The organism is Pseudoalteromonas sp. AWH4_217, assembly GCF_056161105.1.
Genome location: NZ_JBSWYM010000002.1, coordinates 1 through 25,876 on the forward strand (window position 1 = coordinate 1; position 25,876 = coordinate 25,876).

Here is a 25,876-nt window from a genome sequence, read left to right on the forward strand (position 1 = left end):
TGTCAGCTAGCGACTGTCATGCGTTGCCCGAAGACATGGAAGTCCAATAGCCGCAGAGGTGCTGGGGCTCACCACCAATTCATGTCAGCTAGCGACTGTCTTGCGTTGCCCGAAGACATGGAAGTCCAATAGCCGCAGAGGTGCTGGGGCTCACCACCAATTCATGTCAGCTAGCGACTGTCATGCGTTGCCCGAAGACATGGAAGTCCAATAGCCGCAGAGGTGCTGGGGCTCACCACCAATTCATGTCAGCTACCGACTGTCTTGCGTTGCCCGAAACTGGTGTCCGATGGCTGCGGAGATGCAGGGTTTCACCACAAATTCATACCGGGTAGGCTCACCTTCAATTTTAGTGATCTCAAGCAGTTCGTAATCATTTAGCTCTATGATCCGGGTACCGGGTGTTATCTCACAGCGTGAGCGGCTATCCGATTCATACTCATAAATGAAGTAAGTGAGTACGTTCTGCAGGTGACGCTCGTAGTTATCGGCATTTTTTTCAAAGGCGGATAACTGTACCTTAATTTCTTCAAGCTCAGCTTGTTTCTCTGCCAGTTTAGCTTGCGCTACATCATCGACTCCAGAACCTGCAATGGCGTCAACATTTGCACGTGAGATGGCATTTTGAGCCTCTTCTGGTACGGCAACATTGACCTTAATTGATTGGCCGGTAAAGCCTTCGAAGATATGTTGCAAAAAACTATTCACACCACGTGACATACCAGTAGAAGAAATAAATATGGCCATTTGGTAGAGTAAAAACAGTCCGAAGAAAAAGCGCACCAATCCAGTGGTAACAGGATACTGATAGTCCGGGCTGTGCCACCATTTATGTAAACCAAAGGGTCTTAACAACATCAGCACAAACAAATAAACAGGCTGGATGAGTTGTAACAGGATCAGCAGCAGGATGCTGGTGGTGACAAACCAGGTTGGCACAGATAGCAGCATACTAAAGTTATGCGAATAGGGGAGATGATCGGCATTCACTCCGGTGATGTCATTGACCATACCAGCCGCCTGTGCCAGCGCATAGTTGGCAATAAACGCGTAGAACAATAGGATCACAGCCTTGCCGGGCAGGCTTTCCCAGAGGTGAATAAACCTGGGCCAGAACTCTCGGGTCATAGCTATCAGTGCCAGAACCGATGCGCCCAGATACAGGGGACTGTCTTCAGGCGCCTCATTAAAAATGCCAAGCAGGCAGAGTATGGTTGCCGAGCAATAACAACGTTGAGCGACATTTAGCGCCTGCCAAAATGCCAGCCATTTTTTGTGGATGACCTGCAACGGGGTTAATGCGTTCTGTATAGCTCCAGGTATTGTCAGTTTCATTATTATTATTCCATTCCCTGACGTACTCATTATTGTGGGGGAGAGACTCCCCCCTTTTAGATGCTCCGTTATAGCATAGGCTTGAGGTATCGACCAGTGTGAGAGGCTGTGCAGTCTGCAACTTCCTCTGGTGTACCTGAAATAAGAATTTGGCCTCCGCCTGCGCCGCCTTCTGGGCCCAGATCGACGATCCAGTCTGCGGTTTTTATGACGTCCAGATTGTGCTCTATCACCACGACAGTGTTACCATGATCGCGTAAGCGGTGCAGAACCACCAGTAACTGTTGAATATCGTGGAAGTGCAGGCCGGTGGTGGGCTCATCCAGAATATAGAGGGTTTTACCTGTGTCTCGCTTAGATAGCTCGCGGGCCAATTTAACCCGTTGCGCCTCACCCCCTGACAAGGTTGTCGCTGCCTGGCCCAGTCGAATGTACGACAGGCCCACGTCCATCAGGGTTTGTAGTTTGCGTTTAATGGCCGGGATCTTATCAAAGAATTCACGGGCATCTTCTACCGTCATCTCCAATACTTCGTGAATGTTTTTGCCCTTATAAAGGACTTCTAAGGTCTCACGATTGTATCGCTTACCTGTACACACATCACAGGGGACATAGACATCAGGCAAGAAGTGCATTTCGACCTTGATCACCCCGTCGCCCTGACAGGCTTCACAGCGACCACCTTTCACGTTAAAGCTGAAACGACCTACTTTGTATCCCCGAGAACGTGCTTCCTGAGTACCGGCGAACAATTCCCGGATCGCTGTAAATATCCCGGTGTAGGTGGCCGGGTTTGAGCGTGGTGTACGTCCAATAGGGCTTTGGTCTATGTCGATCACTTTGTCAAAGTGTTCCAGGCCTTCAATCGACTGATAAGGCGACGGTTCAGCGACTGTAGCACCATTGAGCTCTCTGTGAGCTAGCTTGAACAGTGTGTCGTTTATGAGTGTCGATTTACCTGATCCAGATACACCAGTGACACACGTCATCAGACCAAATGGGATCTTCAGGTTAACGTCCTTAAGATTATTTCCACTTGCACCATTGAGTGCCAGCCATTGTTCGCCCGGCTGATGACGCTGTGCAGGGACTGCAATGGCTTGTTTGCCACTGAGATACTGTCCGGTCAGTGATTCCGGGTTGGTCATAATGTCGTCGCGACTACCTTCTGCGACCACATAACCACCATGTACGCCAGCACCCGGACCAATATCAATAATGTGATCCGCTGCTCGGATAGCATCCTCATCATGCTCAACTACAATCACAGTGTTACCGAGATCGCGTAGATGGGTGAGGGTACTCAGCAATCGATCATTGTCTCTTTGGTGCAGACCGATTGACGGCTCGTCAAGTACATACATGACCCCAACCAGACCGGCACCAATCTGGCTGGCTAATCGGATCCTTTGAGCTTCACCACCGGAAAGGGTATCGGCACTACGCTCCAGTGACAGGTAATTCAGACCGACATTAATCAAGAAGGACAGGCGATCACGGATCTCTTTAAGTACCTTTTCTGCGATCTTGGCCTTCTGGCCGCTGAGGGTCAGGTCACCGAAAAAGTCACACGCTTCGCCAATACTCATAGTGGTAACAGCTGGCAAATTAGTGGCACCAATGAATACGTGGCGCGCTTCTTCTCTCAGTCGAGAACCTTCGCATTTTGGGCATGCCTGGCTGGTCTGATATTTAGCCAATTCTTCACGGACTGAGGCTGACTCTGTTTCCCGGTAGCGGCGATTCATATTATTCAACACGCCTTCGAACTCATGGTTCCGAGTGATTAAATCACCTCTGTCGTTACGATAATTGAAGGCAATTTTGGTTCGCCCTGAGCCTTCAAGTACCACTTTTTGCGCGTCTTGTGGTAAATCCTGAAATGGCACTTCCAGATCAAAGTCATAATGCTCGGCCACGGAACTGAGCATCTGGTAATAATAGAAACTACGTTTATCCCAGCCCTTAATGGCGCCACCGGACAGGCTCAGCTCTGGGTTTTGTACAACCCTGCTGGGGTCAAAAAACTGTCTTACACCAAGGCCGTCACAACTCTGACAGGCTCCGGCGGGGTTGTTGAAAGAGAACAGGCGAGGCTCAAGCTCGGTCATGGCATAGCCACACGTTGGACAGGCAAAGTTGGCTGAAAATATCAACTCTTCTTCAAGACTGTCATCCATCGCGGCCACCACTGCGATGCCATCGGCCAGTTCCAGCGCGGTTTCAAAAGATTCTGCGAGTCTTTGTTCCAGGCCTTCCTTTACTTTAAACCGGTCAACCACCACTTCAATGGTATGCTTTTTATGTAATTCCAGTGTTGGTGGATCGGATAAGTCACATACCTCACCATCAATACGAGCGCGGATAAAGCCCTGGCTGGCAAGCTGCTCCAGGAGCTTGACGTGCTCCCCTTTGCGGTTTTTCACCACCGGGGCAAGCAGCATCAGCTTGCTGCCTTCGGGGTGGGCCAGTACCGTATCCACCATCTGACTGATGGTTTGGGCTTTGAGAGGCAGATCATGCGTCGGACATCGTGGCTCACCAACTCGGGCAAACAATAAGCGCAAATAATCATAAATTTCAGTGATGGTCCCGACCGTTGAGCGCGGATTATGAGAAGTCGACTTCTGCTCAATGGAAATCGCCGGCGAAAGCCCTTCGATGTGATCAACGTCAGGCTTTTCCATCAGTGACAGGAATTGTCTGGCATACGCTGAGAGCGATTCGACATAGCGGCGCTGCCCTTCGGCATATAAAGTGTCGAATGCCAGCGATGATTTCCCCGACCCCGACAGACCGGTGATCACAATGAGCTTGTCGCGCGGTATTGTCAGAGAGATGTCTTTGAGGTTGTGCGTGCGTGCACCTCTAACTTCTATTTTATCCATGGTGGCCTTATTTGCTGTACAAACTTACAGTGTTTTTCTCAGACTCCAAGAGTACCCTATCCTGTCTGTAAAATTAAGCTATCTTGACTAAACTTACGAGAAACCTTGAAACTGGGGATCACAATTGTATTGGCTCGTTCTGATATGCGTACTGTTTACCCCGGTGACAGCCAGCTGCGAGCTGATTGTCCGATTTGAAAACTACGCAGCGCAATCACGACAAGATAATAATCTGACTTGGCATGGGCTGGACGTCGATTTTGCCAGAGCTCTGCTAGATGAGGCCGGCTGTCACTATCAGTTTATTAATGTCCCCTGGGGACGGGCACTGAAAATGCTGGCGGAAGGCGAGCTTGATATGGTACTCAGTGTCAGCCGTACGCCCGAACGGGAGCAATTTGCCTATTTTATTGGCCCGCAAAGAATGGAAACAATCGTGTTTGCCATGAGTCGCTCACGCCCATTTGCAGTACATACTCTGACCGATCTATTTACCTTGCCTGTGCCTGTCGCTATTCAGCGAGAAGCGTTTTACGGTCATGCATTCAATGAACGGTTATTATTAGAACAAAGCAAGGTTGAATCGCAACGATTTATCTATGTTGCAGACAACCAGCGCAAGCTGAGTTTGCTTAAACATGGGCGAATTGCCGGGTTTCTGGAAGAAAAATTTAACGTTCTGTACCAGTCGCAACACAATCCGGACTTTGCCCAGATCACTGTGAGCCCGCTGGTGGTGAACCGAGAGCCAGTTTATTATGCCATGAGCAAACAGTCAGTGTCGTCCAGAGAGTTGCAGCAGCTGGCGGCAGCGTTTAAGCGGTTGCAACACTCAGGCCGTATAAAGCAGATCCTGGCCAAATATGGATTAGACTAATTACCGGTTTTTCTCACTAAAATCCGCTCTGGTCGTCAACACTTGGTTACTTTTTTGCTAGACTAGCGCCTGTTTTTGTCTTAGCCAAATAAGTGTCATGTCGAAACAATCACTTAACTCTCTTGAAAAACGTGCTGCTATTTCACTGGCCAGTGTCTTTGCCTTTCGGATGCTCGGGCTGTTTATGCTCATGCCCGTGTTGGCCATTTATGGTCAGTCACTCACAGATGTGTCGCCATTGTGGATTGGTCTGGCAATTGGAGCTTACGGACTGACACAGGCGTTACTGCAAATTCCCATGGGGTGGTTGTCTGATAAATTTGGCCGCAAACCGATTATTGTTGCTGGATTAATTATGTTTGCTATTGGCTCAGTGATAGCGGCACTGGCTGACTCGATTTACTGGGTGACAGCAGGGCGAGCCTTGCAGGGCATGGGCGCGATTGCAAGTGCTTTGCTGGCGTTGGCTTCTGATCTAAGCCGAGATGAACAGCGACCCAAAGTCATGGCTGTCATTGGTATGTGTATCGGTATGAGCTTTGCTGTAGCGATGTTGTTGGGTCCTATGGTTGCTGCTGCTTTTGGCATAGCGGGAATTTTCTGGCTGACGGCGGCACTGGCTGTATTGGGGATCGGAATAGTGATGTTTATCGTGCCAAGTGCAGTAAACCGGGCGCCCAAAGGAGACACGGTAGCCAGCATGGCAGATATTCGTCAGTTAGTGCGTCATCCGCAGCTGGTAAGACTGGATCTGGGCGTGTTGCTGCTACACTTAACTTTGACGACGTTATTTGTCGCGCTGCCGGGTCAGCTGATTGCTGATGGTTTGGCTGCGCAGGACCATTGGCAATTGTATATCCCCGTTTTATTGCTTGCGTTCGTATTGATGGCGCCGCTGATGATAGTGGCCATTCGTAAGCAAAAAGAGAAACAGGTATTTCTGACGTCGATAGCCCTACTGGTGCTGAGCACGCTGGCTTTAATCCCAGCGGCAAACTCACTGGTAGGGATAGCGGTAGCGATGACAGTGTATTTCATTGCGTTTAACTTTCTTGAGGCAACGATGCCAGCTTTGGTTTCGCGCATAGCCCCGGCAACCCAAAAAGGTTCAGCAATGGGCGTCTTTTCCTCTTCGCAATTTTTTGGCGCATTTGCAGGTGGTGTGATGGGGGGTTATCTGGCGCAGCAGTTTAATCCTCAAACTGTGTTTGCTGCGGCTGCGGCAATTGGGGTAATATGGCTATTTATTGCGTGGCGTATGCAAATCCCGGTGCGAAGTAAAACACTCAGTTTTGTAACTGACGTGGACGAGCCTGAGCGAGCCGATGCTTTGGCCGATCAGCTGGTCGCGTTACCCGGGGTAATCGAAGCGACCGTTGTCAGTGAAGAAAATCGTACCTACTTAAAAGTAAACGATAAAGAATTTGATTTAAACCAAGCAAAGCAAGCCCTGGGCTTGCGCTAGCTTGCAATAGTGTGAGGAGAGGGTGCCATGGCACGCGGTGTAAACAAAGTTATTTTGGTTGGTAATTTAGGCCAAGATCCTGAAGTACGTTATATGCCTAACGGAAACGGCGTAGCGAACATCAGCATTGCAACGACCGACAGTTGGAAAGACAAAAACACAGGTCAGATGCAAGAGCGCACTGAATGGCACCGTGTAGTGCTATTCGGTAAGCTGGCAGAAGTAGCGGGCGAATACTTACGCAAGGGTTCACAAGTCTATATCGAAGGTCGTCTGCAGACTCGTAAGTGGACTGATCAAGGTGGTCAGGAGCGCTATACGACAGAGATCGTTGTTGATATGGGTGGCCAGATGCAAATGCTGGGTGGCCGCGGTGAACAAGGCGGTGGTCAGTACCAGGGTGGACAGCAGGGCGGCCAAAACTATGGTCAGTCTAACCAGTCTAACTATGGCAACCAGGGTGGTCAGTCTCAGTATGGGCAACAGCAGCAGGGCGGTTTTGCACCTCAGCAAGCACAACAGCCTCAGCAAAACCAACAGCAAGGCGGCGGCTTTGGTGGTGGTCAGTCTATGGGTCAGCAACCGCAGCATAATGCGCCTGCACAAGGTGGCTTCGCTCCTCAGCAAGGCAATGCAGGTGGTAACACCGGTGGCAATGCAAGTGGCAGCGCCAGCAACCCAATGGAACCGCCTATCGACTTTGATGACGATATTCCGTTCTAATCAAAGACAAATATTATTAGTGTTGGAAAATACTCTGAAAAGCCGCGGTTGAGCGGCTTTTTTAGTTTATTGGAAAACGAGTTGTAAGATTAGTACGAATAGGTGTGCACTTTCATTTTAATGTGTCTGCTGATCGCCGACGGCCCCAAACCTCCCCGAGCAATAAGCAGTCATCTGAGACGCTAACTCACAAATGCAGGCAAGATCCGCTCAGCTACAATTTGCTGTGTTGCGTGGTCAACGTGATGCGCAGTTATTGCAATAATTAAGTCTAATTCTTCAATCAAAATGATGTATATTCCTCCCCCTCCTTGGGCAGAGACACTCGCATATTTCTTATCCTTGTACTGAAGATCTGAACTCCACCAATAATAGCCATATCCCTGATTAGAAACGTCTTTGCCATCACCGAAAATTTCATCATCTCCTGTGGTGATAAGTTTACTTGTGGATCTGGTCATAAAATCACGGTTAATTATTTGCTTGTCTTTCCATTTGCCCTTGTTTGCCGCGAGTATGCCCATTTTTATCATGTCCCTCGAAGTTAAACTCGATCTCCATATCGACTCGGGTAATCCACTCGGTGCCGTTTTCCAATGAAAATTTGTAATGTCTAATTGTCCCAATAGCTCTTTCTCAATGAATTTTTCAATATTGCCGGGTACAACCGCCTCGATTACCTGCATAATAAGCTGAGGACCAATATCGTAATAAAAGCTTTTCGATTCGGGAGTTATGGCTGCACTGTTTGCAAAAAGAAATTGAATTTCTTTTTGCCCTTTGACTAATGGAGGGTTCTCCATCATAGACTTGCGGGTTGCATCGCTGATCCGAAGACCGGTTGTCATGGTTAAAGCCTGGTGTAAGGTAATATGACTTGCGCCGTCAACAAACTTTGAAGCGTCCAGCTTGTCCAGAAAGCCTGCCACGGGCTTATCCAAATCATCCATGCTGAGGTAACCCAATTGAATGGCACGACCAAGCAACATGCCTGTATAAGCTTTAGTAACGGATGATTGGGGGTGGGATAAATCTACGCGGCCTCTGAGGTAATATGACTCAAACAACAGCTTGCCCTTATGGTGAATTAGAAGGCTGTCAAAATTACCGTGCTGTTTTTTGGCAAGTTCGTCAGCCAGTGCAAGGATATTGGCTTTTTTACCGCCGTCAATGCCCAACTCACCAACCGCTAAGCCATCGCTTCTTAGAGCTGGCTTAACATCAATGAAAGCTTGTGGTAGTACAGAGATATCCCAAAACTCACGATTTATTTCAGGTTGCCTCCAGTGTCGTATTGTTGCTTCCTCATCGCTGGCCGTTGGTGCCATTTTATTTAATGGCGTTAAAGATGCTTCATTACCCATGCTTGCAAAGCTACAGACAATAAAAGGCAGTAGCAGTGTGTATTTCACGCGAGCCATAACCTCTCCTTATAGTTCTATTTTATTTATTAAATTCAAATCGTTCTGTTTTTATCTGCTGTAATTTGCGATGGATAATGTAGCTTACAGGTGGTAGCTGATATAGCAGGCAAAGAATACCGGTCGCAACAATGGGCCCTATTTGCCTTGCTTCAAAGCTATGATGTGCGATATGCATGATGCTCCATAAGTAAGGAATGAAAGCAAGTGAATAACCACATATAGCGAGTTCAATGATGGAAGCTTGTTGTTGTTTATATAAATAGAGCATCATTGCGATACTGAAGAACGAGATGAGCAAAGACTCGAAATGTATAAACATGCCCCATTCAGCCAGCGCTAAAATGTCCCAGAAATTGTGCCAAAAATGTGCACTAAAGAGCGCCGTATGAACTTTTCCTTGTAGCAGTTCATCCCAAAAAGTTTCAGAAATAAAGGTTGGGTCGTTCAATATGGACAGCAATACAATTAAACCCGCAGTCACAACGAACATGATAAGTGGTAAGTAAAAATTCAATCGCCCCAATACATCGACAGAAGCCAGTTTTTTCTGTAGATAAATCAAGCTTGTTTCAAGAGTTTGCTGCCAATACCATTGACTAGCATGTTTGATACTTTGTTTCGCTCGTAAGTTAAACTCTTCTTCAAGGTCGCCCAGAACACTTTCTACCAGTCGATGAGGGAGCAATATAGAGAGAATTTTATTTGCCAGTGCTGGCGGTTTGACATCTGATTTCTTGTCTGAATAGAGGCTCATTGCTACACCTCCTGAGATAAAGCATGGCGAATAGATAGTCCGTGCCATAATGTATCCATAGCCTGCCTGGCACGCTTAAGTGCATTATGGCCTTGCGCAGTCACTTTGAAATAGCGTTTTGCTCGGCCACCTCGCTGAGCTGTGGCTTCACCTAGTCGTGATTCCACCATACCTTTACGCTCCAATCGCTCTAGTGTTGAATAGAGTGCGCCAATGGCGACATTGCGATCCACTTGTTCTGCCAGTAGTTGCCTAATCGCTGCACCATACGCTTCATTTTCAAGATGAAGTAACGCAAGCATAGTCATTTGTTCGAATTCACCTAAGAATTTATCTTTTTCAGACATAACAGGAAGCCTTTAAAATTAATTTTTCTTATTTTTACTACAAAATAGGAATTTACTGCAAGATATTATTACTACAATGTAGTTTTATTTCGGGTTTTATGGGAACAGCAGCGATAACTCAGGTTTGTGTAAAGGGCTGAGAGATAGTGTGAATGGGATATATGGGATGCAGTAAGGCTTTGCAGTTCTGCTTGAGGGACAAAATTGCCGTCACTACAACGTTGGTCTGACCGCGCTCATTCGTCCGCGGAGGAATCTGCTTCAGGCAACTTGAGTTTTAGTCTGTCTTGAACAAAACTTGATACAGGGTTTATTGGCTTGTGTAGTAGCATGCGTCGACTAGTTAAAGCAGACAAAGAGATATTTACCGGGTGGGGAATACGCGCGGTGATGGGAGTTGTCTGGTTGTTGGTTAATGGCGCGTTATGGCAATTCACACACGCACAGGTAGTGCAACAGGCCGGGCAGTTACAAAGTCACCTGACGCAGTTAGACGCATCCTCTTCGGCGCAACAGATTGGTGAACTTTCTACCTTGATCCGCCACTACGGCTTTATCAGTGAAGACCAGGCTGCACCCGTTTGGCTGTGGGCGACTGAGAGTGAGACCTTCCAGTTTGCTGAGCAAACGCTGGCGCTGTCACCCGCTCCGATACTAGAAGACTGTTTACCCGTAGTCCTGTTTATGAACTTACTCATTTTGGGAGCTGGATACCTGTTTTCCAGGTGGATGGGAGGTCTTTCCCGTTCTGAATTGTCTGCCTCTCAGGCTCGGGCCATTACCTCAGACTTAGCGCCGGTCCCGAAAATGAAAGTACAGGCCGTGGAAGAAAGCCGAAAAGTGTCTGTTTTTGCGATGGTAAAATGGCGCCTGGCATTGCCTGACGATTTGGATCCACAAAGCCATTTTAGTGTCACGCTGGCGCGGTGTTTCTCAAAGTATGAGCGGTGCTCTTGTAAGTACTTATCGTCTGGCGCTTTGGTGATGACGCTGGCGCCGGTTGACAAAGTGGATGTCGATGCGCTGGCTCGACGGATCCATGAGGTAGTCTATCAGGCTTTGCTGTCTTTTCGCCCAGACCTGTCAAGAAGCGCGGTGAAATGCGGGGTGTGTTTTTACGCTAAAGGGGCTGATCAGGCAATGGTTTATCAGGTTGTCCGTTCGGCGCTGAGTATAGCGCAGAGCAATGTCTGGCAGCACGTACATATCATGCCCCTGAATCATACTTTGAGTACCAGTCTGCGTCGTGCCGAAAGTGAAATCATTGATGACATAAAAGCAGGGCGCTTTATGTTGTTCTTCCAGCCTTTGTTTGGCTTTGCTCAAAAAGATGTGATCCAAAGTGAAGCGCTGTTACGTGTACGTCACCGCTCACTGGGGCTCATGTCTGCCGGGCAGTTTATTCACAAAATTCATCAGGCAGATCACCTGCTGATGTTGGATAAAACCATGGTTCGCCACGCGTTAAATGCGTTGTCTAAAGAACCTGTAGGCTTTTCTGTTAGTCTGAATTTACATGTACTTAATTGGAGCAATAGGGACTTTGTCGCCTGGCTGAATGAACAAGTGGCTGGGTCGGGGCGGGCAACGGATATTGCGTTTGAACTCACATTACAGGATTTCTATCAACATGAAGCATACTGCGCTCAGGTATTGACTAGCTTGTCTGAACAGGGGTGTCGATTTGTCTTGGATCATGTCAATGCGCCGGTGAAAATTGAGGCACTGCGTGAGTTTGGCAAGATAACGGCGCTCAAACTGGCCTTTGAGCTGATCCATGAAGTGCATCATTCCGCCAAACGTCGTAGTGTTGTTCGTCAGGTTGTGTCTCAGGCTAAATTACTTGGGATACCGGTTTACGCGGTTGGTGTAGAAACCAAAGAGGAGTTTGAGTGTATCACCAACCTGGGGGTGGATGGGGCTCAGGGCTATTATTTTAGCGCTCCTTTGCTACAACTGGAACAAAGCCTGTAATTCACACGCTCTAAGTGTATAGCACTCAGCCTAGAGCAGTATGCCTGTCGCTCGTAGTGAGATAAGCCTGTAAACTTCTTCATGCGATTCACAAAACGCCATGAGCGTTGCAAACGCGGGCTCTCCCCGCCGGGCTGGGGAGCCGGTACGAGTTTAGATTAGCCCACGGTAGCGCAAGCCGTCTAAGCCTTGTAATCCGCCACTGTGGATCGCAATGATCCGACTGCCACGAGGAAAATATCCTTGTCCTATCAACTGCCAAAGCGCAAACATCAACTTACCTGTGTATATGGGCTCCAATGGTAATGAATGCTCCCGACGCATACGAAGGCAAAATTGCCACAATGGTGCTGAAAACTTGCCATATCCACCATCATGATGGTCACACAGCAGCTGCCAGTTGGCACGTGTGGCTGCTTGCGGATTTAACCGTAATACTTCATCGCGCAGGTACTGTGCTCCTTTTAACACTGCTACCCCCAATAACTGACAGTCAGGTGAAAGCCCTTCCAGTATGCCTGCCAGTGTACCGCCGCTACCCACAGCGCAACACACATAGTCGCTGTCGGGCAGGCTCTGTGCCAGCTCTTTACAGCCGGCAAGGGCAAAGTGATTACTACCGCCTTCGGGAATGACAAAGGCGTCGGGAAACTGCCGTTCTACTTGTGCCAGATAATCTGGCTCATTGCGTCGCCGGTACTCTTTGCGAGAAACCGAATGTAAGGCCATCCCACAGGCGTGCGCCAAGCGAATTGTGGGATTATTCAAATCCAGCTCAGGGCCTCGGATCACGGCATGTCCATGAATATTAAATTGTTTGCAGGCCATCGCGGTGGCATACAGATGATTTGAAAAGGGACCGGAAAAGGTAACCAGAGCACGTTTGTTTTCCTGTGCCATGGCCTTGAGGTTATATTTGAGCTTACGCCATTTATTGCCCTGAATAGTCGGATGAAGCAGATCGTCACGCTTGATTTGCAACGAAACGCCTGCAGTGTCGAGTTCAGGTGCCCGGATCTGTTGTAACGGAGACTCAGGAAATTCAAGCTTGTCCATCTCAGGTTCAGTCTGTGTTCTTTAGTGTCGAATAGCCGTTATTATTTCATGAAAATCTTAGTAGAACACTGGTAAGGAAGTGGCTAATAGTTGTAAACTCAGATATTAATTGTGCTAGGCTTGTGTTTTACTTCTTAAGTACATAGCATTAAGCGCTAAATTATAAAAAATAACAAAGACCAAACAACTGCCGCTGTTGGGAATGGAATTTATGCAAATTGCTCCTTTATCTCTTTTTGTCTCTGCGACCCTTTTATCTTTAAGTGTGTCGGCGCAAGATACTGCAACTGTGACTGCCATTGAATCTGAGCGTACTGAAAAGCAAGCTGAATTAGATAACTATACTCAAGTACTTGATAAGCACTTGAGTGAAGAAACTCGCTTGCAGGCACAGCTCGACCTGTTGCGACAGCGTTCCGCGGAGCTGGATAAAGAAAAAAACCAAGCCCTTGATGCAATGAATGATATTTATCGACGCTTGATTGATGATCCTTCTCTGGATATCTCAGCGGCACAGAGCAGATATCAGCAGGCAGTTGCAGAGCATAAACAGAACAAAGAAGACATTGTAATGCAGTTGGCGGCGATTGCATCACACCGTAAAGACATTGAGCAAATCCGCGTTACCAAGCACACCTTAGTTAACACCATCGCCAGTTTGAATGACCAGCTCAGCACCGCTCGAATTGAGCGTTTGCGGAACGAGTTTAGCCGTGAAGGCACGTTAGAGGTGGACCATACAATCAATTGTAAGCGGACCGAAACGCTGGCAGCATGTGAACAACGAGGCCAGCAATTGGGCCTGCAAAAAGCGACCAAGCATTTTATTGACCAAATTTTCGCTAACCTGACGGAGCAACGAGTTGTTGAACCTAAGCGTCATCTGGCAGGTGCGCAGGTACAGGTTGTTAGCAGTCATGTGGTTGGCAGTGCGTTCAGTGGTCAGGGCAATTACAGCGTCAATCTGAGTGTGACTATGCGTGGCGATGTGAATAACAGTCGCTTGTGTAGCCTGCTGAATTTAGATAACCGTTATTGCAGTGAGTATGGCTCACCGCTTGCGCTGGGATATCAGGCCAATTATCCGACAACATACAGTGATGAACAGCTAACATTTTCAAATGACTTACCTCAGAGTAAACCGGTGGTCAGCGTAGCCAGAATGCCTGTCTCTCCCGATATCACCACGGAGATAGCGCCTCAGCCACCAAAGAATCGTGAGGTTGAATTGACTTTGCGTTCCAATGTGTATGACGACGAAGTCTTTATTAACGGTGTCAGTTATGGCTCGACCAAGCTGGTGGTGAATCTGCCAGCCGGTATGCATGACATCGAAGTACGTAAACTGGGATACGAGCCTTATAAGGCCAACCTTAATTTGCGACGAGCCCGGACCTTAAACGCCCGGCTGATAAAAAAGCCTGAGTCGATTGCTGCACCGACACCAAAAAGCGAGCAAACTCAGTCAGCACAACAAGTCGTCGTATCGCAACCCGTTAAAGTAGTGAACCCGGACAGGGTCATTAATGAAACGGTGATCATTCCTGCTGGTAGCTTTAAAATGGGAGACCTGACAGGTAATGGTCTGGCCAATGAACGTCCAGTTGTAGAAAAGGTGCTTAGCCATTCATATGTGATGCAAAGCAAAGAAGTCACGGTTTCTGAATTTCGCCGTTTTATCGAAAGTTCTCAGTATGTTACTGAGGCAGAGAAAGGCAAGGGTTGTGCACATTATAAAAATGGCGAGCCTGTCTGGGAAATAGATTACAACTGGCGCTCGCCTGGGTATCAACAAGCTGACGATTTTCCTGTTGTCTGTGTCTCTTATGAAGATGCTAAAGCCTATGCGAATTGGTTATCTGGCGATCAGGGGATGCAATACCGTTTGCCTAACGAAGTTGAATGGGAATATGCAGCTCGGGGTGATACCACTTCTGAATACCCTTGGGGTAATGAAATCGGCCGTAATCAGGCAAACTGTGGCTGGTGTGGCAGTGAATGGTCAAATAAAAGCCCGGCGCCCGTAGGTCAGTTTGCAGCAAATGCCTATGGGCTGTATGACACGGTAGGCAACGTTTGGGAGTGGACCCAGAAACGTGCGTCGCAAGATGATGTGACGGTACGTGGAGGCGCCTGGAACTTCGCACCGAGTCTTGCTCGGGTATCCACGCGTTTGGCGCTGGCCCCTGATTTTCGGGCCAATTATATTGGATTTAGATTAGTACGAGAGCGTTAAGGCTGTTTTAGCACGCCAATGAGGCAGCGTTATTCATGCCTGTGCGACTGTGTCTTTGACACACAGAGAAATATTTCAACGCAGTGGCGTAAGTCACTGTATGGTTTGCAAAAAGAATTCTTAAAGGTTACCCAGCCTCATGTTTAAAAAACTACGTGGACTATTTTCAAATGACCTGTCGATCGACTTAGGTACGGCAAATACCCTGATTTACGTGAAAGAAGAAGGGATCGTGTTGAACGAGCCTTCCGTTGTTGCGATCCGTCAGGAACGTGCGGGTGGACCAAAGAGCGTTGCTTCTGTGGGTACTGCCGCAAAGCAAATGTTGGGTCGTACGCCTGGTAATATCAAAGCCATTCGACCTATGAAAGATGGTGTGATCGCCGACTTCTATGTGACGGAAAAGATGCTGCAGCACTTCATCAAGCAGGTGCACAATAATAATTTTATGCGTCCGAGCCCTCGAGTGCTGATCTGTGTTCCTTGTGGTGCAACACAGGTTGAGAAGCGTGCCATTCGTGAGTCTGCCATGGGTGCGGGAGCCAGAGAGGTATATCTCATTGAAGAGCCGATGGCGGCGGCAATTGGCGCCGGATTACCTGTTTCAGAAGCAACAGGTTCCATGGTAGTCGATATCGGTGGGGGAACCACGGAAGTGGCAATCATCTCACTGAATGGTGTGGTTTATTCATCGTCTGTTCGAATTGGTGGTGACAAATTTGATGAAGCCATAATCAACTATGTGCGCCGTAACTTTGGTAGCCTGATTGGTGAGGCTACCGCCGAGCACATTAAGCACGAGATTGGCTCAGCCTTCAAGAGTGAAACTCCGGTAGAAATTGAAGTCCGTGGTCGTAACCTGGCTGAAGGTGTACCACGCTCGTTTACACTGAACTCTCATGAAATTTTAGAAGCCTTACAAGAACCGTTGATGGGAATTGTGAGCGCGGTAATGGTTGCTCTGGAGCAATCTCCGCCTGAACTGGCGTCGGATATCTCAGCACACGGCATGGTGCTGACCGGTGGTGGTGCACTGCTTAAAGATCTGGACCGTTTGCTGATGGAAGAAACCGGGATCCCGGTTGTGGTGGCTGAAGACCCTCTGACCTGTGTTGCCCGTGGTGGTGGTAAAGCCCTTGAAATGATAGATATGCACGGTGGTGACGTATTTAGTTACGACTGATGAACCTGCTATTTGGACGTACTATTTCTTTACAACTGCGACTTACGGTCGCAGTTGTGCTTAGCGTACTGCTGATCCTGGGAGATCGCTATACCTCAGGCGGTACCTTAGTCAGAACCAGCCTGAATACTCTGGTAAGTCCGCTGCTCTATGTGGCGAATGTACCCTATGAAGTTTTTAGTCTGGGTGCCAAAAGCCTGGATACCCGCGACAGGTTATTTCAGGAAAACGAAGCACTCCGTAAAAAACAGTTACTGCAAAGTGAGCAATTGCAGCAGTATCAATTTCTGTTACGTGAAAACCAGCAACTACGAGCTTTACTCGGCGCATCTTCCCGGCAACAAAGGGAGCGTTTAATTGCGGAAGTTTTATCGGTGCGTTCGAGTCGCTATAGTCATCAGGTGGTGGTCAACCGGGGCGCTATTGATGGCGTGCTGGAAGGTCAGCCAGTGATTGATGAAATGGGGATCGTTGGCCAACTTACCCAGGTTGGCAGTACCACGTCCCGGGTATTGCTCATGACTGACACGACCCATGCTACACCTGTACGTATCCTTCGTAATGATGTGCGTACTGTGGTGGAAGGCACAGGCAAAATCAACCTGGTGCAATTGCAGCATGTACCGCACAGCCTGGATATTCGTTTGGGAGATATCCTGGTGACGTCCGGACTCGGCGGCACGTTTCCGGAGGGATACCCGGTTGCGGTGGTGACCGAGATAGATCGCGACGAGGGACTCCCTTTTTCCAAAGTCTATGCAGAGCCGGTTGCACAGTTGGATCGTATTCGTTTGCTCGTGATCTTGGGTAAAATGGCCAAAGGGGAGCTGTGAGTATGAACCGAAGTTATGCCCTGGTAGCACTGAGCCTGTTTATTGCATTAATTATGGCACTGATGCCGCTGCCTATATCCTTTGAACCATTTAGGCCCGACTGGGTCTTACTGGTATTAATGTACTGGTCAATTGCCTTACCGCATCGTGTCAATATTGGCTGGGCATGGTGTACCGGGCTGGTTATGGATCTGGCAACAGGCTCTCCGTTGGGTGTGAACTCACTCACCTATTCCATTTGTGTGTATATCACGACCAGTAATTTTCAAAAGATCAGGAACTTCTCAATCTGGCAGCAGGCAGTGCTTATTGGCTTGTTTTTAGCTTTGTATCACTTGCTGCAATTTTGGCTGAACCATTTCTTGTTAGACATTTATTTCAACCCGAGATATTTATGGCCGGCCTTGATAGGTATGCTGTGCTGGCCTTGGGTTTTCCTGCTATTACGCAAGTATCGCAGGCATTTTAGGATCCGTTAATGACACCGACACTTTATCTGGCGTCAGCATCGCCACGCAGGCGTGAGTTGTTGACTCAACTCGGCTATTCTTTCTCGCAATTTTCTGTAGATGCAGACGAAAGCCAATTACCCGGTGAGGCACCGTTGCTTTATGTCGAACGACTGGCGCGGCTGAAGGCCACAAGTGGCGTTGCTATGGGCTATCAGGATGCACCTGTACTGGGCAGTGATACCATTGTCGTGCTCGGAGAACAGGCGCTGGGTAAACCCAAAGACAAACATGACTTTATCGTCATGATGCAGGCGCTATCTGGTAAAACGCATCAAGTTATGACTGCAATTGCCATTGCCGATACAGATCGGATCCTAAGCCGAACGGTGATAACAGATGTTACATTTAAACCCTTGAATGAAAAAGAAATTGAGCAATACTGGCAAAGTGGAGAACCGCACGATAAAGCGGGAGGCTATGGCATTCAAGGGTTAGGTGGGCGTTTTGTTACTCAGTTATCAGGTAGCTATTTCGCTGTTGTCGGCTTACCTTTATACGAGACGGATGAACTGATTAAAGCATTTATGGCGGGTGTAGATGAGTAGTGAGTTATTGATCAATGTGACTCCCAGCGAAAGCCGGGTTGCACTCATTGAAAATGGTGTTTTACAAGAGGTGCAAGTAGAGCGAGTTGGTAATCTCGGTATTGTAGGTAATATCTATCTGGGCAAAATAAGCCGAGTCCTGCCAGGTATGCAGGCCGCTTTTGTAGACATAGGCCTTGAGAAAGCCGCTTTCTTACATGCATCCGATATTGTTAATAGTGCTTCGATTGAAGAGGGCGTCGACGACCAGCCGATCAAAAAGGTGCAGGATATTCGTGAACTGGTAAAACAGGGTCAGTTTATTATGGTGCAGGTGGTGAAAGATCCTATCGGCACTAAAGGTGCTCGCCTGACCACAGACATTACCATTCCATCACGTTACCTGGTGTTTATGCCGGATGCGACTCATGTGGGTGTCAGCCAGCGTATTGAAACGGAAGAAGAGCGTGGTCGACTGAAAAAAATTGTTGCTCAGTACAATGATGAAAATGGTGGTTTTATTGTGCGCACAGCAGCAGAAGGGGCGGCAGAAGCTGAGTTGCAGCATGATGCTGAGTTTCTGAAGAAGCTTTGGCAAAAAATCATCAAGCGCCGCAGAAAAACCAGCAAAGCCAGTATACTCCATGAGGATCTGACACTCGCATTTCGCACTCTCAGGGATTATGTTGGTGAAGACATGGAGCGTATCCGTGTTGACTCTAAACTGACCTACCAGCAGCTAAAAGATTTTACAGAAGAGTTCGTCCCTCAGTTGTCACAAACGCTCGAGTACTACCCCGGCGAGCGTCCGATCTTCGACTTATTTGATGTTGAGATAGAAATTCAAAAAGCACTGCACCGTAAGGTCGAGTTGAAATCGGGCGGTTATCTGATATTTGATCAAACTGAAGCCATGACTACGGTTGACGTGAATACGGGTGCGTTCGTTGGCCATCGCAACCTCGAAGAAACTATATTTAATACCAATGTTGAGGCGACTTCAGCCATTGCCAGACAACTCAGGCTGCGTAATCTGGGTGGCATTATCATTATTGACTTCATCGATATGATTTCGGATGAGCACAAGCGCCGGGTTTTACATTCGCTGGAAACGGCACTGGCAAAAGATCGGGCCAAGGCTAACATCAATGGTTTATCCGCGCTGGGTTTGGTTGAAATGACCCGAAAGCGCACGCGAGAAAGTCTTGAGCACATTCTATGTGACGTGTGCCCTGCCTGCTCAGGTCGCGGTTCACTCAAGACAGTTGAAACTGTTTGTTACGAAATCTTACGCGAAATTGTGCGTGTTAATCGTGCCTACGACGCTGACAAGTTTATGGTCTACGCATCACCGGCAGTCAGCGAAGCCCTGGTCAATGACGAATATCACAATCTGGCAGAACTGGAATTGTTTATCGGTAAGCAAGTCAACATTCAGACTGAGAGCCTGTATAGCCAGGAGCAGTTTGATGTCGTCATGATGTAGTGACATGATGCAGGTAAAGACGGTTTGCTTTTTTTGTGTGCGAAAGATGTGGCAGGTGTTTGCGGTCACATTGGTGCTGCTTGCCGTCTTGGTGTCCCTGGTTAAATATAGCCTGCCTTACGCCAATGAGTATAAAAACGACATCGAGTCGCTGCTCTACCAGCAGCTCGGGGTCGAGTTAAGTATCGGTAGTATCAGTGCCAGCTGGCAGGGCAATGGGCCAGCACTGGTATTACGTGATGTCAGTTTTGAAGACAACCTTCTCTCGCCAATTTCTTTACATATTGCACAAACCAGCCTGCAGCTCAATCTGGTTGAATCCGTTCGACAGTGGCGACTGGTTTCCAATTATTTTGTGCTTGATGGATTTGATGCCACGCTAGATATTGATGCGATGACGACTGGTATGGAGGGGGGCAGCGGGGAGTTCGAGCAACATGCGTTGATTGAAGAACTGTTTCTGGGCGATACCGGGCATTTTGCTGTTCAGAATAGCCAGGTGACTTTACTGCTCAGTGACGACACTTCGCATACTTTACTGGTACCAGATCTGATCTGGCAAAATAGTGCAGACATGCATCATGGAGAGGGGCAAATCTCGTTGCCCGGACTCGCTAAGGGGCAACTCAACGCGCGTTTTCGCTTCCATGGTCAGCAACTCAAAGCCATGGCGGGCGATATCTTTATCGACGCGCAACAGGTTGAAATAATGAGTTGGCTACAGGCCTACCTTGACCCTCAGTACAGTGATGTCAACTCCAGTGTTAATATGCAGCTTTGGGCGCAGTTGGAGCAAGGGCAACTTAAAGATGTCTTAGTGGATTGGTTACCCAGTCATATTAGCTGGCAGCAGGAGCAAGTCGACAAGCAACTGGCAGTGCAAGGGGGATCTCTCTACTTGCAGCCAGCGCAAGGTGGGTGGGCGCTGAGCAGCTCCGAGTTACAGCTATCACGCGATAAGCAAAGCCTTGCGCCGTTAAGCATTCAGGGGCAATTTCGCGAGAATGAGCGCACCTTGTGGATGCAGCAACTGGATCTGACTTTTGTTGCTCAGCTTATGTCGCTGACACACTTTGACTGGGCAAAGCAAGTGAAAACACTTTCTCCATTTGGCCAGGTCACTGCGGCCAGACTGTCACTTGAAGACGATAAACCTATGTCGATGTGGTTGGCCCTGCAGGATATTGGCTGGTTGCAAGATGGTGGGATCCCTGGCTTTTCCGGATTGAATGCTGAACTGACACTGATGCCCGAACGTGGCGTGGTCACCGTGAGTGCTCAGAACCAAACTATGCAGGTGGAAGAACAATTTATCGCTCCACTGGCGGTCAATGAGCTCAATGGCGATATTCATTTTTACCTCGACGATGCGCAGCAATGGCATGTTCTATCGGATAATTTGTGGCTTAGCAATGATGACTTGAGCTTGGCTTTGGAGATGCACTTGCGTCTGCTTGATGAGCCAGAACTTGATCTCTATGCCGATGTATTTGGTGGTGACGCCAGCATAGCAGGGCGGTATTTTCCGCTACAACTGATGAATGAAAACCTGGTCGACTATTTGAATAATGGGATTCAGGGAGGGCGACTCAGGCATACTCAGGTATTGTTATCCGGACCGTTAGAACAATTTCCCTATCGCGGTCATCAGGGCCGTTTTGAAGTGTTGGCGCGTATTGATCAGGCTAAATTTGCTTTTGCACCTGATTGGGCGGCTTTGCACGATGGTGATGTGACCCTGCACTTTGCGGATGAGCGGATGGATATCACAGTGAATCAAGGCACATTAATAAACCAGGAATTGGACTCCGGGGTGGTCGTCAGCCTGGCTGACCTTGAGCAAACAGATCTGCTGACGGTGAATATTGCCCATACTACAGAGGCCAGCACGTTAGCCGCTTTTTTTAGTGCAACACCTATCGCGGATCCACTCGCTGATATTCTTCAGGTTGCTCAGGTTCAGGGAAATGTAACGGGCAATGTTGATCTGTTAATTGATTTGGCCTCACTGGATGTCAATGTGCTGGGGTCCGTGGAATTTAAAGATAATGCGCTCTATTTGCAGCAGCCGGGTATGGCACTCGATAGGCTGAGTGGTACGCTTAATTTTATTGACGACAACATTGAGCTGGAGAATACGCGAGCACTTTGGCGCGGTATGCCTTTGCTATTTAGTTTATCCGGACAGGGAGACAGTAGTCGTTACCGTTTGGGAATAGAGACAAGACTGAATGCTGACAGTGACAAGCTGATGCCGCTGACACAAGGTTTGATGAATGGGTTTGTAGATGGACAAGCACTACTGGCTGGACGTGTGATGCTCGATTTTACGGAGCAAGGATTCAGCTACGAAGCAAACTTTGCATCAGACTTGCAGGGCGTGGCTGTAGATTTACCCATGCCGGTCGGTAAGCAGGTCAATGAGCGTATGCAATTACAAGCACAGGTGCGTGGTGATGATATATCCAACCTGATCAGTGTGGCGCTGGGGGAGCAACTCTATTTTGACGGCATTCTGGATAACAATAGTGGTCTGATTGAACGTGCCCAATTGGTTCTTGCCAATGATAACAGCGCATTAAGTAAACCCGGCTTTAACATCGCGATCACCCAGCCTCAGCTCTCGCTGGCCCCCTGGTTGCCGTTTATTGAACGTATCATTGCACAGGTCGAGCAAACGTCCCCTGAGCCGGGAATATTACCCGCCTTTGGTGAGTTACGTGCCCAAATTGCGCAGCTGAATGCACTTGAGCTCGCCGTCAGTGACTTCGAATTAAGCTTAACTCCCGATGCTCAGGGGTTGCAGGCCAGATTGAATGGCAAGGAACTGCGAGCACAGGTGCAAATCCCGGACAGCAAGTCGACACAGCCAATTCAGATCCAGGCGGATTACCTGCGTTTGAACCCCATTCCTATAGAGGAAAATGCGGCCACAGCAGAAGATGCGCCACAAGCTGAAGGCACTCAAGAATCACATCAATGGTTAGCGAGTATGCCGGCTATTGAATTAAACTGTGATGACTGCAAAATTGCACAGTATCAGCTCGATAAGGTCAACCTGAAATTAGCCGGGAATGGAGAAGAATTATTGATAGAGCAGCTGAGTGTCGATAAGGGCGACCACCTGCTAAAAGGCAGCGGGGGCTGGCGAGATGGTCGAACCAACTTTGCCGGAACGCTGACCAGTGACGATTTTGGTCAACTTATGGAAGAATTTGATATCACCTCTAGCGTTCAGGATTCCAGTGCGGATATAGAGTTTGCATTGAGCTGGGCTAAACCACCTTATGAATTTGATGTTGCCAGCTTGGATGGAGAAGTTAAATGGCAACTGGGTGAGGGACATTTGGCGGAGATAAGCGATCACGGTGCACGAGTGTTTTCTTTACTCAGCTTGGATTCGTTGGTGCGTAAGCTCAAGCTGGACTTTCGCGACGTGTTTGCAAAAGGGTTTTTCTACAACCGAATTGATGGCACTTTTCAGTTGAACAAAGGGGTTGTTTTCACTGAGGATACCCAGCTGGATGGCGTGCCAGCCGACCTGTCTGCGAAAGGCTATGCCGATCTAAATAGCCAGGCGATTGATTACGAGCTGTCTGTGGCGCCTCAGGTCACATCCAGCCTACCCGTAATAGTTGGCTGGATGGTCAACCCGGTGACTGGCCTTGCCGCGTTAGCAATAGATAAGGTGATCCATTCCGCGCGAGTGATCTCGGAGATCAAGTTTAAGGTGACCGGCACAATGACTGAACCTGTCGTGACGGAGCTGGACCGTAAGAGCCGGGAAGTTGAATTACCTAAACCTCCGAATGCTGAGCCTGATAAACCCGAAGCACCAGTGCAGCCTCAACATGAAGGGGGAGCAACTGAGCAACCTGAGCAGAGCACACAGGACGCCAGTTCAGGTGCTACAGACACCACAGTAGTTCAACCTTCGACGGTTAAAGAGGAAAAGCCATGAGTATCTGTCATATCTATACAGTGCAAATGTGCTCGGGGATACATCCTGCGCACAACCTGAAACAGCTGCGGGAACTACTTGAGACACAGACTCTGGAGCAGCCTGCACTGGTGTGTTTGCCTGAATCATGGCTGGCGTTTTGCGAAACGCCACAACAGACGTTGGCACAAGCTGAGGAAAGCCATAGCTGGATCGAACAAATTCAACAACTTTGTCGGGACTTTGATATTTGGTTAGCAGCGGGCACTATCGCCATGAAGGATGGCGAGGGCCGCTATTATGCTGCCAGCTTGTTGTTTAACAATGAAGGGACGGAAGTTGCACGCTATAATAAGATCCATCTGTTTGATGCGGATGTTGCAGACAGTGCGGGGCAGTATCGGGAATCTAGGTTGACCCGCGCCGGGGATGACGTTGTCACTGTGGCCAGCCCTTTTGGTCGCCTGGGCTTGAGTGTTTGCTATGACGTGCGCTTTCCCGGCCTCTATCAAATGATGCGAGAACAGGGCGCTGAGGTATTACTGGTACCCAGCGCATTCACAACGGTGACTGGAGATGCGCACTGGCAGACATTATTACGGGCAAGGGCAATAGAAACACAGTGTTATGTGGTTGCTGCGGCTCAGGTCGGGCATCACGAGAATGGTCGGCAAACCTATGGTCATAGCCTGATTGTGTCACCCTGGGGCACTTGTCTGGCTGAAGCGTCAACCCAAGTGGGCATTATTCATGCTCAAGTTGACCTGGCAGCATTGCACGCCATCCGACAGAAAATGCCGGTTGCGGCACATAACCGATTTAAGAGCGATTTTTATGAGTAATTTTGGTAGCGAGCACGTTGAACAACATTTACTGACTGACAGTGACTTAACCCGGGAGCAGCTACAGCAGACGCTGGCATATATTCATCAGCACAAGGTGGATTATGCCGACCTGTATTTTCAGTCCAGCTACCACGAAACCTGGGTACTGGAAGATGGTTCCGTCAAAGAGGGCAGCTACAACATAGAACGCGGTGTGGGAGTGCGTGCTGTAAGTGGTGAAAAAACCGGTTTTAGTTACTCTGATGCCATTAATATCGAAGCATTAAATCAGGCTGCAATGGCGGCCAGAAGCATTGCACAGCAAGGTGAAGACAAGCAGGTGCAGGTGTTCGCTGACGTCAAAGCGGCGACCCAATTTGAGGCAACTCAACCGTTACTGAGTATGAGTGATTCTGAGAAAGTCGCTTTATTACGTGAAGTAGAAGCCGCCATCCGTGAATTGGCTCCGGAGGCTGAGCAGGTGGTTAGTTCAATGTCTGCCGTATACGAGGAAGTGTTGGTTGCCGCCAGTGATGGCACCTTTGCAACGGATATACGCCCTCTGGTTCGTTTAAACTGCTCTGTATTACTGGCTAAAAATGGCCGTCGTGAGCGGGGCAGTGCCGGTGGTGGCGCGCGTCTCGACTACAACTATTTCCGCGAGTTGGTCGATGGTAAACCGCGGTGGCAACAGTATGTCTCCAAGGCTGTTCACCAGGCTCGGGTTAATCTGGAAGCGGTTGATGCACCAGCGGGCACTATGCCTGTGGTATTGGGGGCTGGCTGGCCTGGTGTTTTACTGCATGAGGCCGTTGGTCATGGCCTTGAAGGTGACTTTAACCGCAAAGGGGCGTCTGCGTTTAGCGGCCGTGTCGGCGAGCAAGTCGCATCCAGCCTGTGCACTGTGGTGGACGATGGAACGCTGAATGATCGCCGAGGTTCATTGAACATTGACGATGAAGGGACACCGGCAGGTTATAACGTCCTGATCGAACAGGGCGTATTGAAAGGTTATATGCAGGACAAGCTCAATGCCAGATTGATGGGGGTGGCACCGACGGGCAATGCCCGGCGTGAATCATACGCGCACTTGCCAATGCCCAGAATGACCAACACCTACATGCTGCCTGGTGAACATAGTCAGAGTGAGATTATAGCGTCGGTCAAGAAAGGGATCTTCGCCCCTAACTTCGGCGGTGGTCAGGTAGACATTACATCTGGTAAGTTCGTGTTTTCTGCGTCGGAGGCCTATCTGATAGAGGATGGCAAAGTGACACAGCCCATTAAAGGTGCCACGCTGATCGGAAATGGTCCGGACGTAATGCAAAAAATTTCTATGCTAGGTAATGATCTGGAGTTAGATACGGGTGTCGGTGTCTGTGGTAAAAGTGGTCAGAGCGTGCCTGTCGGGGTGGGTCAGCCCAGTCTGAAAATTGACGAACTCACCGTTGGTGGCACCGCTTAAGAACTCACCCGCAGTAGCACTATGTGTGAC

The 25,876-nt window shown here is 48.7% G+C and carries 19 protein-coding genes; 13 read left to right on the forward strand and 6 right to left on the reverse strand.

Annotated features, from left to right (window positions below):
* Positions 1–252: 252 nt before the first annotated feature.
* Both ACXAH1_RS01770 and uvrA read right to left on the reverse strand, forming a co-directional pair.
* On the reverse strand, positions 253–1,335 hold the full coding sequence (locus ACXAH1_RS01770; RefSeq protein ID WP_475193303.1) for a hypothetical protein: 1,083 nt from the start codon (positions 1,333–1,335) through the stop codon (positions 253–255).
* Positions 1,336–1,403: 68 nt separating this feature from the next.
* A complete protein-coding gene (gene uvrA / locus ACXAH1_RS01775) occupies positions 1,404–4,223 on the reverse strand; it encodes an excinuclease ABC subunit UvrA (protein WP_475193304.1) in 2,820 nt (939 codons plus the stop codon).
* A gap of 124 nt (positions 4,224–4,347) precedes the next feature.
* Here uvrA and ACXAH1_RS01780 point away from each other — a divergent pair, with 124 nt between their 5' ends.
* From ACXAH1_RS01780 to ssb, 3 genes are all read left to right on the forward strand, one after another.
* Complete coding sequence (locus ACXAH1_RS01780; RefSeq protein ID WP_475193306.1) at positions 4,348–5,100, forward strand: substrate-binding periplasmic protein; 753 nt, start codon at positions 4,348–4,350, stop codon at positions 5,098–5,100.
* Between the two features lie 97 nt (positions 5,101–5,197).
* Positions 5,198–6,565, forward strand: coding sequence for an MFS transporter (locus tag ACXAH1_RS01785; protein WP_475193307.1), 1,368 nt, complete (start codon positions 5,198–5,200; stop codon positions 6,563–6,565).
* A 27-nt stretch (positions 6,566–6,592) separates the two neighbouring features.
* Positions 6,593–7,288, forward strand: a complete 696-nt coding sequence (gene ssb / locus ACXAH1_RS01790; protein ID WP_138550215.1) for a single-stranded DNA-binding protein — start codon at positions 6,593–6,595, stop codon at positions 7,286–7,288.
* Positions 7,289–7,470: 182 nt separating this feature from the next.
* Here ssb and ACXAH1_RS01795 read toward each other — a convergent pair whose 3' ends face one another.
* Genes ACXAH1_RS01795 through ACXAH1_RS01805 form a run of 3 tightly spaced genes read right to left on the reverse strand, consistent with a single transcriptional unit; the run spans position 7,471 to position 9,813 of the window.
* Complete coding sequence (locus ACXAH1_RS01795) at positions 7,471–8,709, reverse strand: serine hydrolase domain-containing protein (RefSeq protein ID WP_475193310.1); 1,239 nt, start codon at positions 8,707–8,709, stop codon at positions 7,471–7,473.
* 22 nt (positions 8,710–8,731) lie between these two features.
* The gene (locus ACXAH1_RS01800; RefSeq protein ID WP_253048040.1) at positions 8,732–9,466 is read right to left on the reverse strand and encodes a hypothetical protein; all 735 of its coding nucleotides are present in this window, start codon (positions 9,464–9,466) and stop codon (positions 8,732–8,734) included.
* 2 nt (positions 9,467–9,468) lie between these two features.
* Positions 9,469–9,813, reverse strand: a complete 345-nt coding sequence (locus ACXAH1_RS01805; RefSeq protein WP_253048042.1) for a PadR family transcriptional regulator — start codon at positions 9,811–9,813, stop codon at positions 9,469–9,471.
* Between the two features lie 330 nt (positions 9,814–10,143).
* Here ACXAH1_RS01805 and ACXAH1_RS01810 point away from each other — a divergent pair, with 330 nt between their 5' ends.
* Positions 10,144–11,787, forward strand: a complete 1,644-nt coding sequence (locus tag ACXAH1_RS01810; RefSeq protein ID WP_475193312.1) for an EAL domain-containing protein — start codon at positions 10,144–10,146, stop codon at positions 11,785–11,787.
* 153 nt (positions 11,788–11,940) lie between these two features.
* Here the strand turns inward: ACXAH1_RS01810 and ACXAH1_RS01815 are convergent, their stop codons facing one another.
* Entirely contained in the window at positions 11,941–12,843 is a 903-nt protein-coding gene (locus ACXAH1_RS01815) for a 1-aminocyclopropane-1-carboxylate deaminase/D-cysteine desulfhydrase (RefSeq protein WP_475193314.1), read from the reverse strand.
* 211 nt (positions 12,844–13,054) lie between these two features.
* On the opposite strand from ACXAH1_RS01815, the gene ACXAH1_RS01820 reads away from it, so the two are divergent.
* The 9 genes from ACXAH1_RS01820 to tldD all read left to right on the forward strand — a co-directional run bounded on the left by ACXAH1_RS01820 (position 13,055) and on the right by tldD (position 25,846).
* Complete coding sequence (locus tag ACXAH1_RS01820) at positions 13,055–15,079, forward strand: SUMF1/EgtB/PvdO family nonheme iron enzyme (protein ID WP_475193316.1); 2,025 nt, start codon at positions 13,055–13,057, stop codon at positions 15,077–15,079.
* Between the two features lie 139 nt (positions 15,080–15,218).
* Positions 15,219–16,262: a rod shape-determining protein gene (locus ACXAH1_RS01825; RefSeq protein ID WP_054014269.1), complete on the forward strand. Its 1,044-nt coding sequence runs from the start codon at positions 15,219–15,221 to the stop codon at positions 16,260–16,262.
* Positions 16,262–17,095 (forward strand): rod shape-determining protein MreC, encoded by an 834-nt coding sequence (mreC, locus tag ACXAH1_RS01830; RefSeq protein ID WP_054014270.1) that lies wholly within the window; start codon positions 16,262–16,264, stop codon positions 17,093–17,095. Before ACXAH1_RS01825 ends, mreC begins: the two co-directional genes overlap by 1 nt.
* Before the next feature lie 2 nt (positions 17,096–17,097).
* Positions 17,098–17,574, forward strand: a complete 477-nt coding sequence (gene mreD, locus ACXAH1_RS01835; RefSeq protein WP_138550208.1) for a rod shape-determining protein MreD — start codon at positions 17,098–17,100, stop codon at positions 17,572–17,574.
* Positions 17,574–18,152 (forward strand): Maf family protein, encoded by a 579-nt coding sequence (locus ACXAH1_RS01840; protein WP_475193318.1) that lies wholly within the window; start codon positions 17,574–17,576, stop codon positions 18,150–18,152. Before mreD ends, ACXAH1_RS01840 begins: the two co-directional genes overlap by 1 nt.
* Positions 18,145–19,617, forward strand: a complete 1,473-nt coding sequence (rng, locus tag ACXAH1_RS01845; protein ID WP_475193319.1) for a ribonuclease G — start codon at positions 18,145–18,147, stop codon at positions 19,615–19,617. Before ACXAH1_RS01840 ends, rng begins: the two co-directional genes overlap by 8 nt.
* A 4-nt stretch (positions 19,618–19,621) precedes the next feature.
* The gene (locus ACXAH1_RS01850) at positions 19,622–23,578 is read left to right on the forward strand and encodes a YhdP family protein (RefSeq protein ID WP_475193321.1); all 3,957 of its coding nucleotides are present in this window, start codon (positions 19,622–19,624) and stop codon (positions 23,576–23,578) included.
* Positions 23,575–24,399 carry a carbon-nitrogen hydrolase family protein gene (locus ACXAH1_RS01855; RefSeq protein ID WP_475193322.1) on the forward strand — a complete coding sequence of 275 codons (825 nt, stop codon included), beginning with the start codon at positions 23,575–23,577 and terminating at the stop codon, positions 24,397–24,399. Before ACXAH1_RS01850 ends, ACXAH1_RS01855 begins: the two co-directional genes overlap by 4 nt.
* Entirely contained in the window at positions 24,392–25,846 is a 1,455-nt protein-coding gene (gene tldD, locus ACXAH1_RS01860) for a metalloprotease TldD (protein WP_475193323.1), read from the forward strand. The genes ACXAH1_RS01855 and tldD overlap by 8 nt, the downstream gene beginning before the upstream one ends.
* Positions 25,847–25,876: the final 30 nt, after the last annotated feature.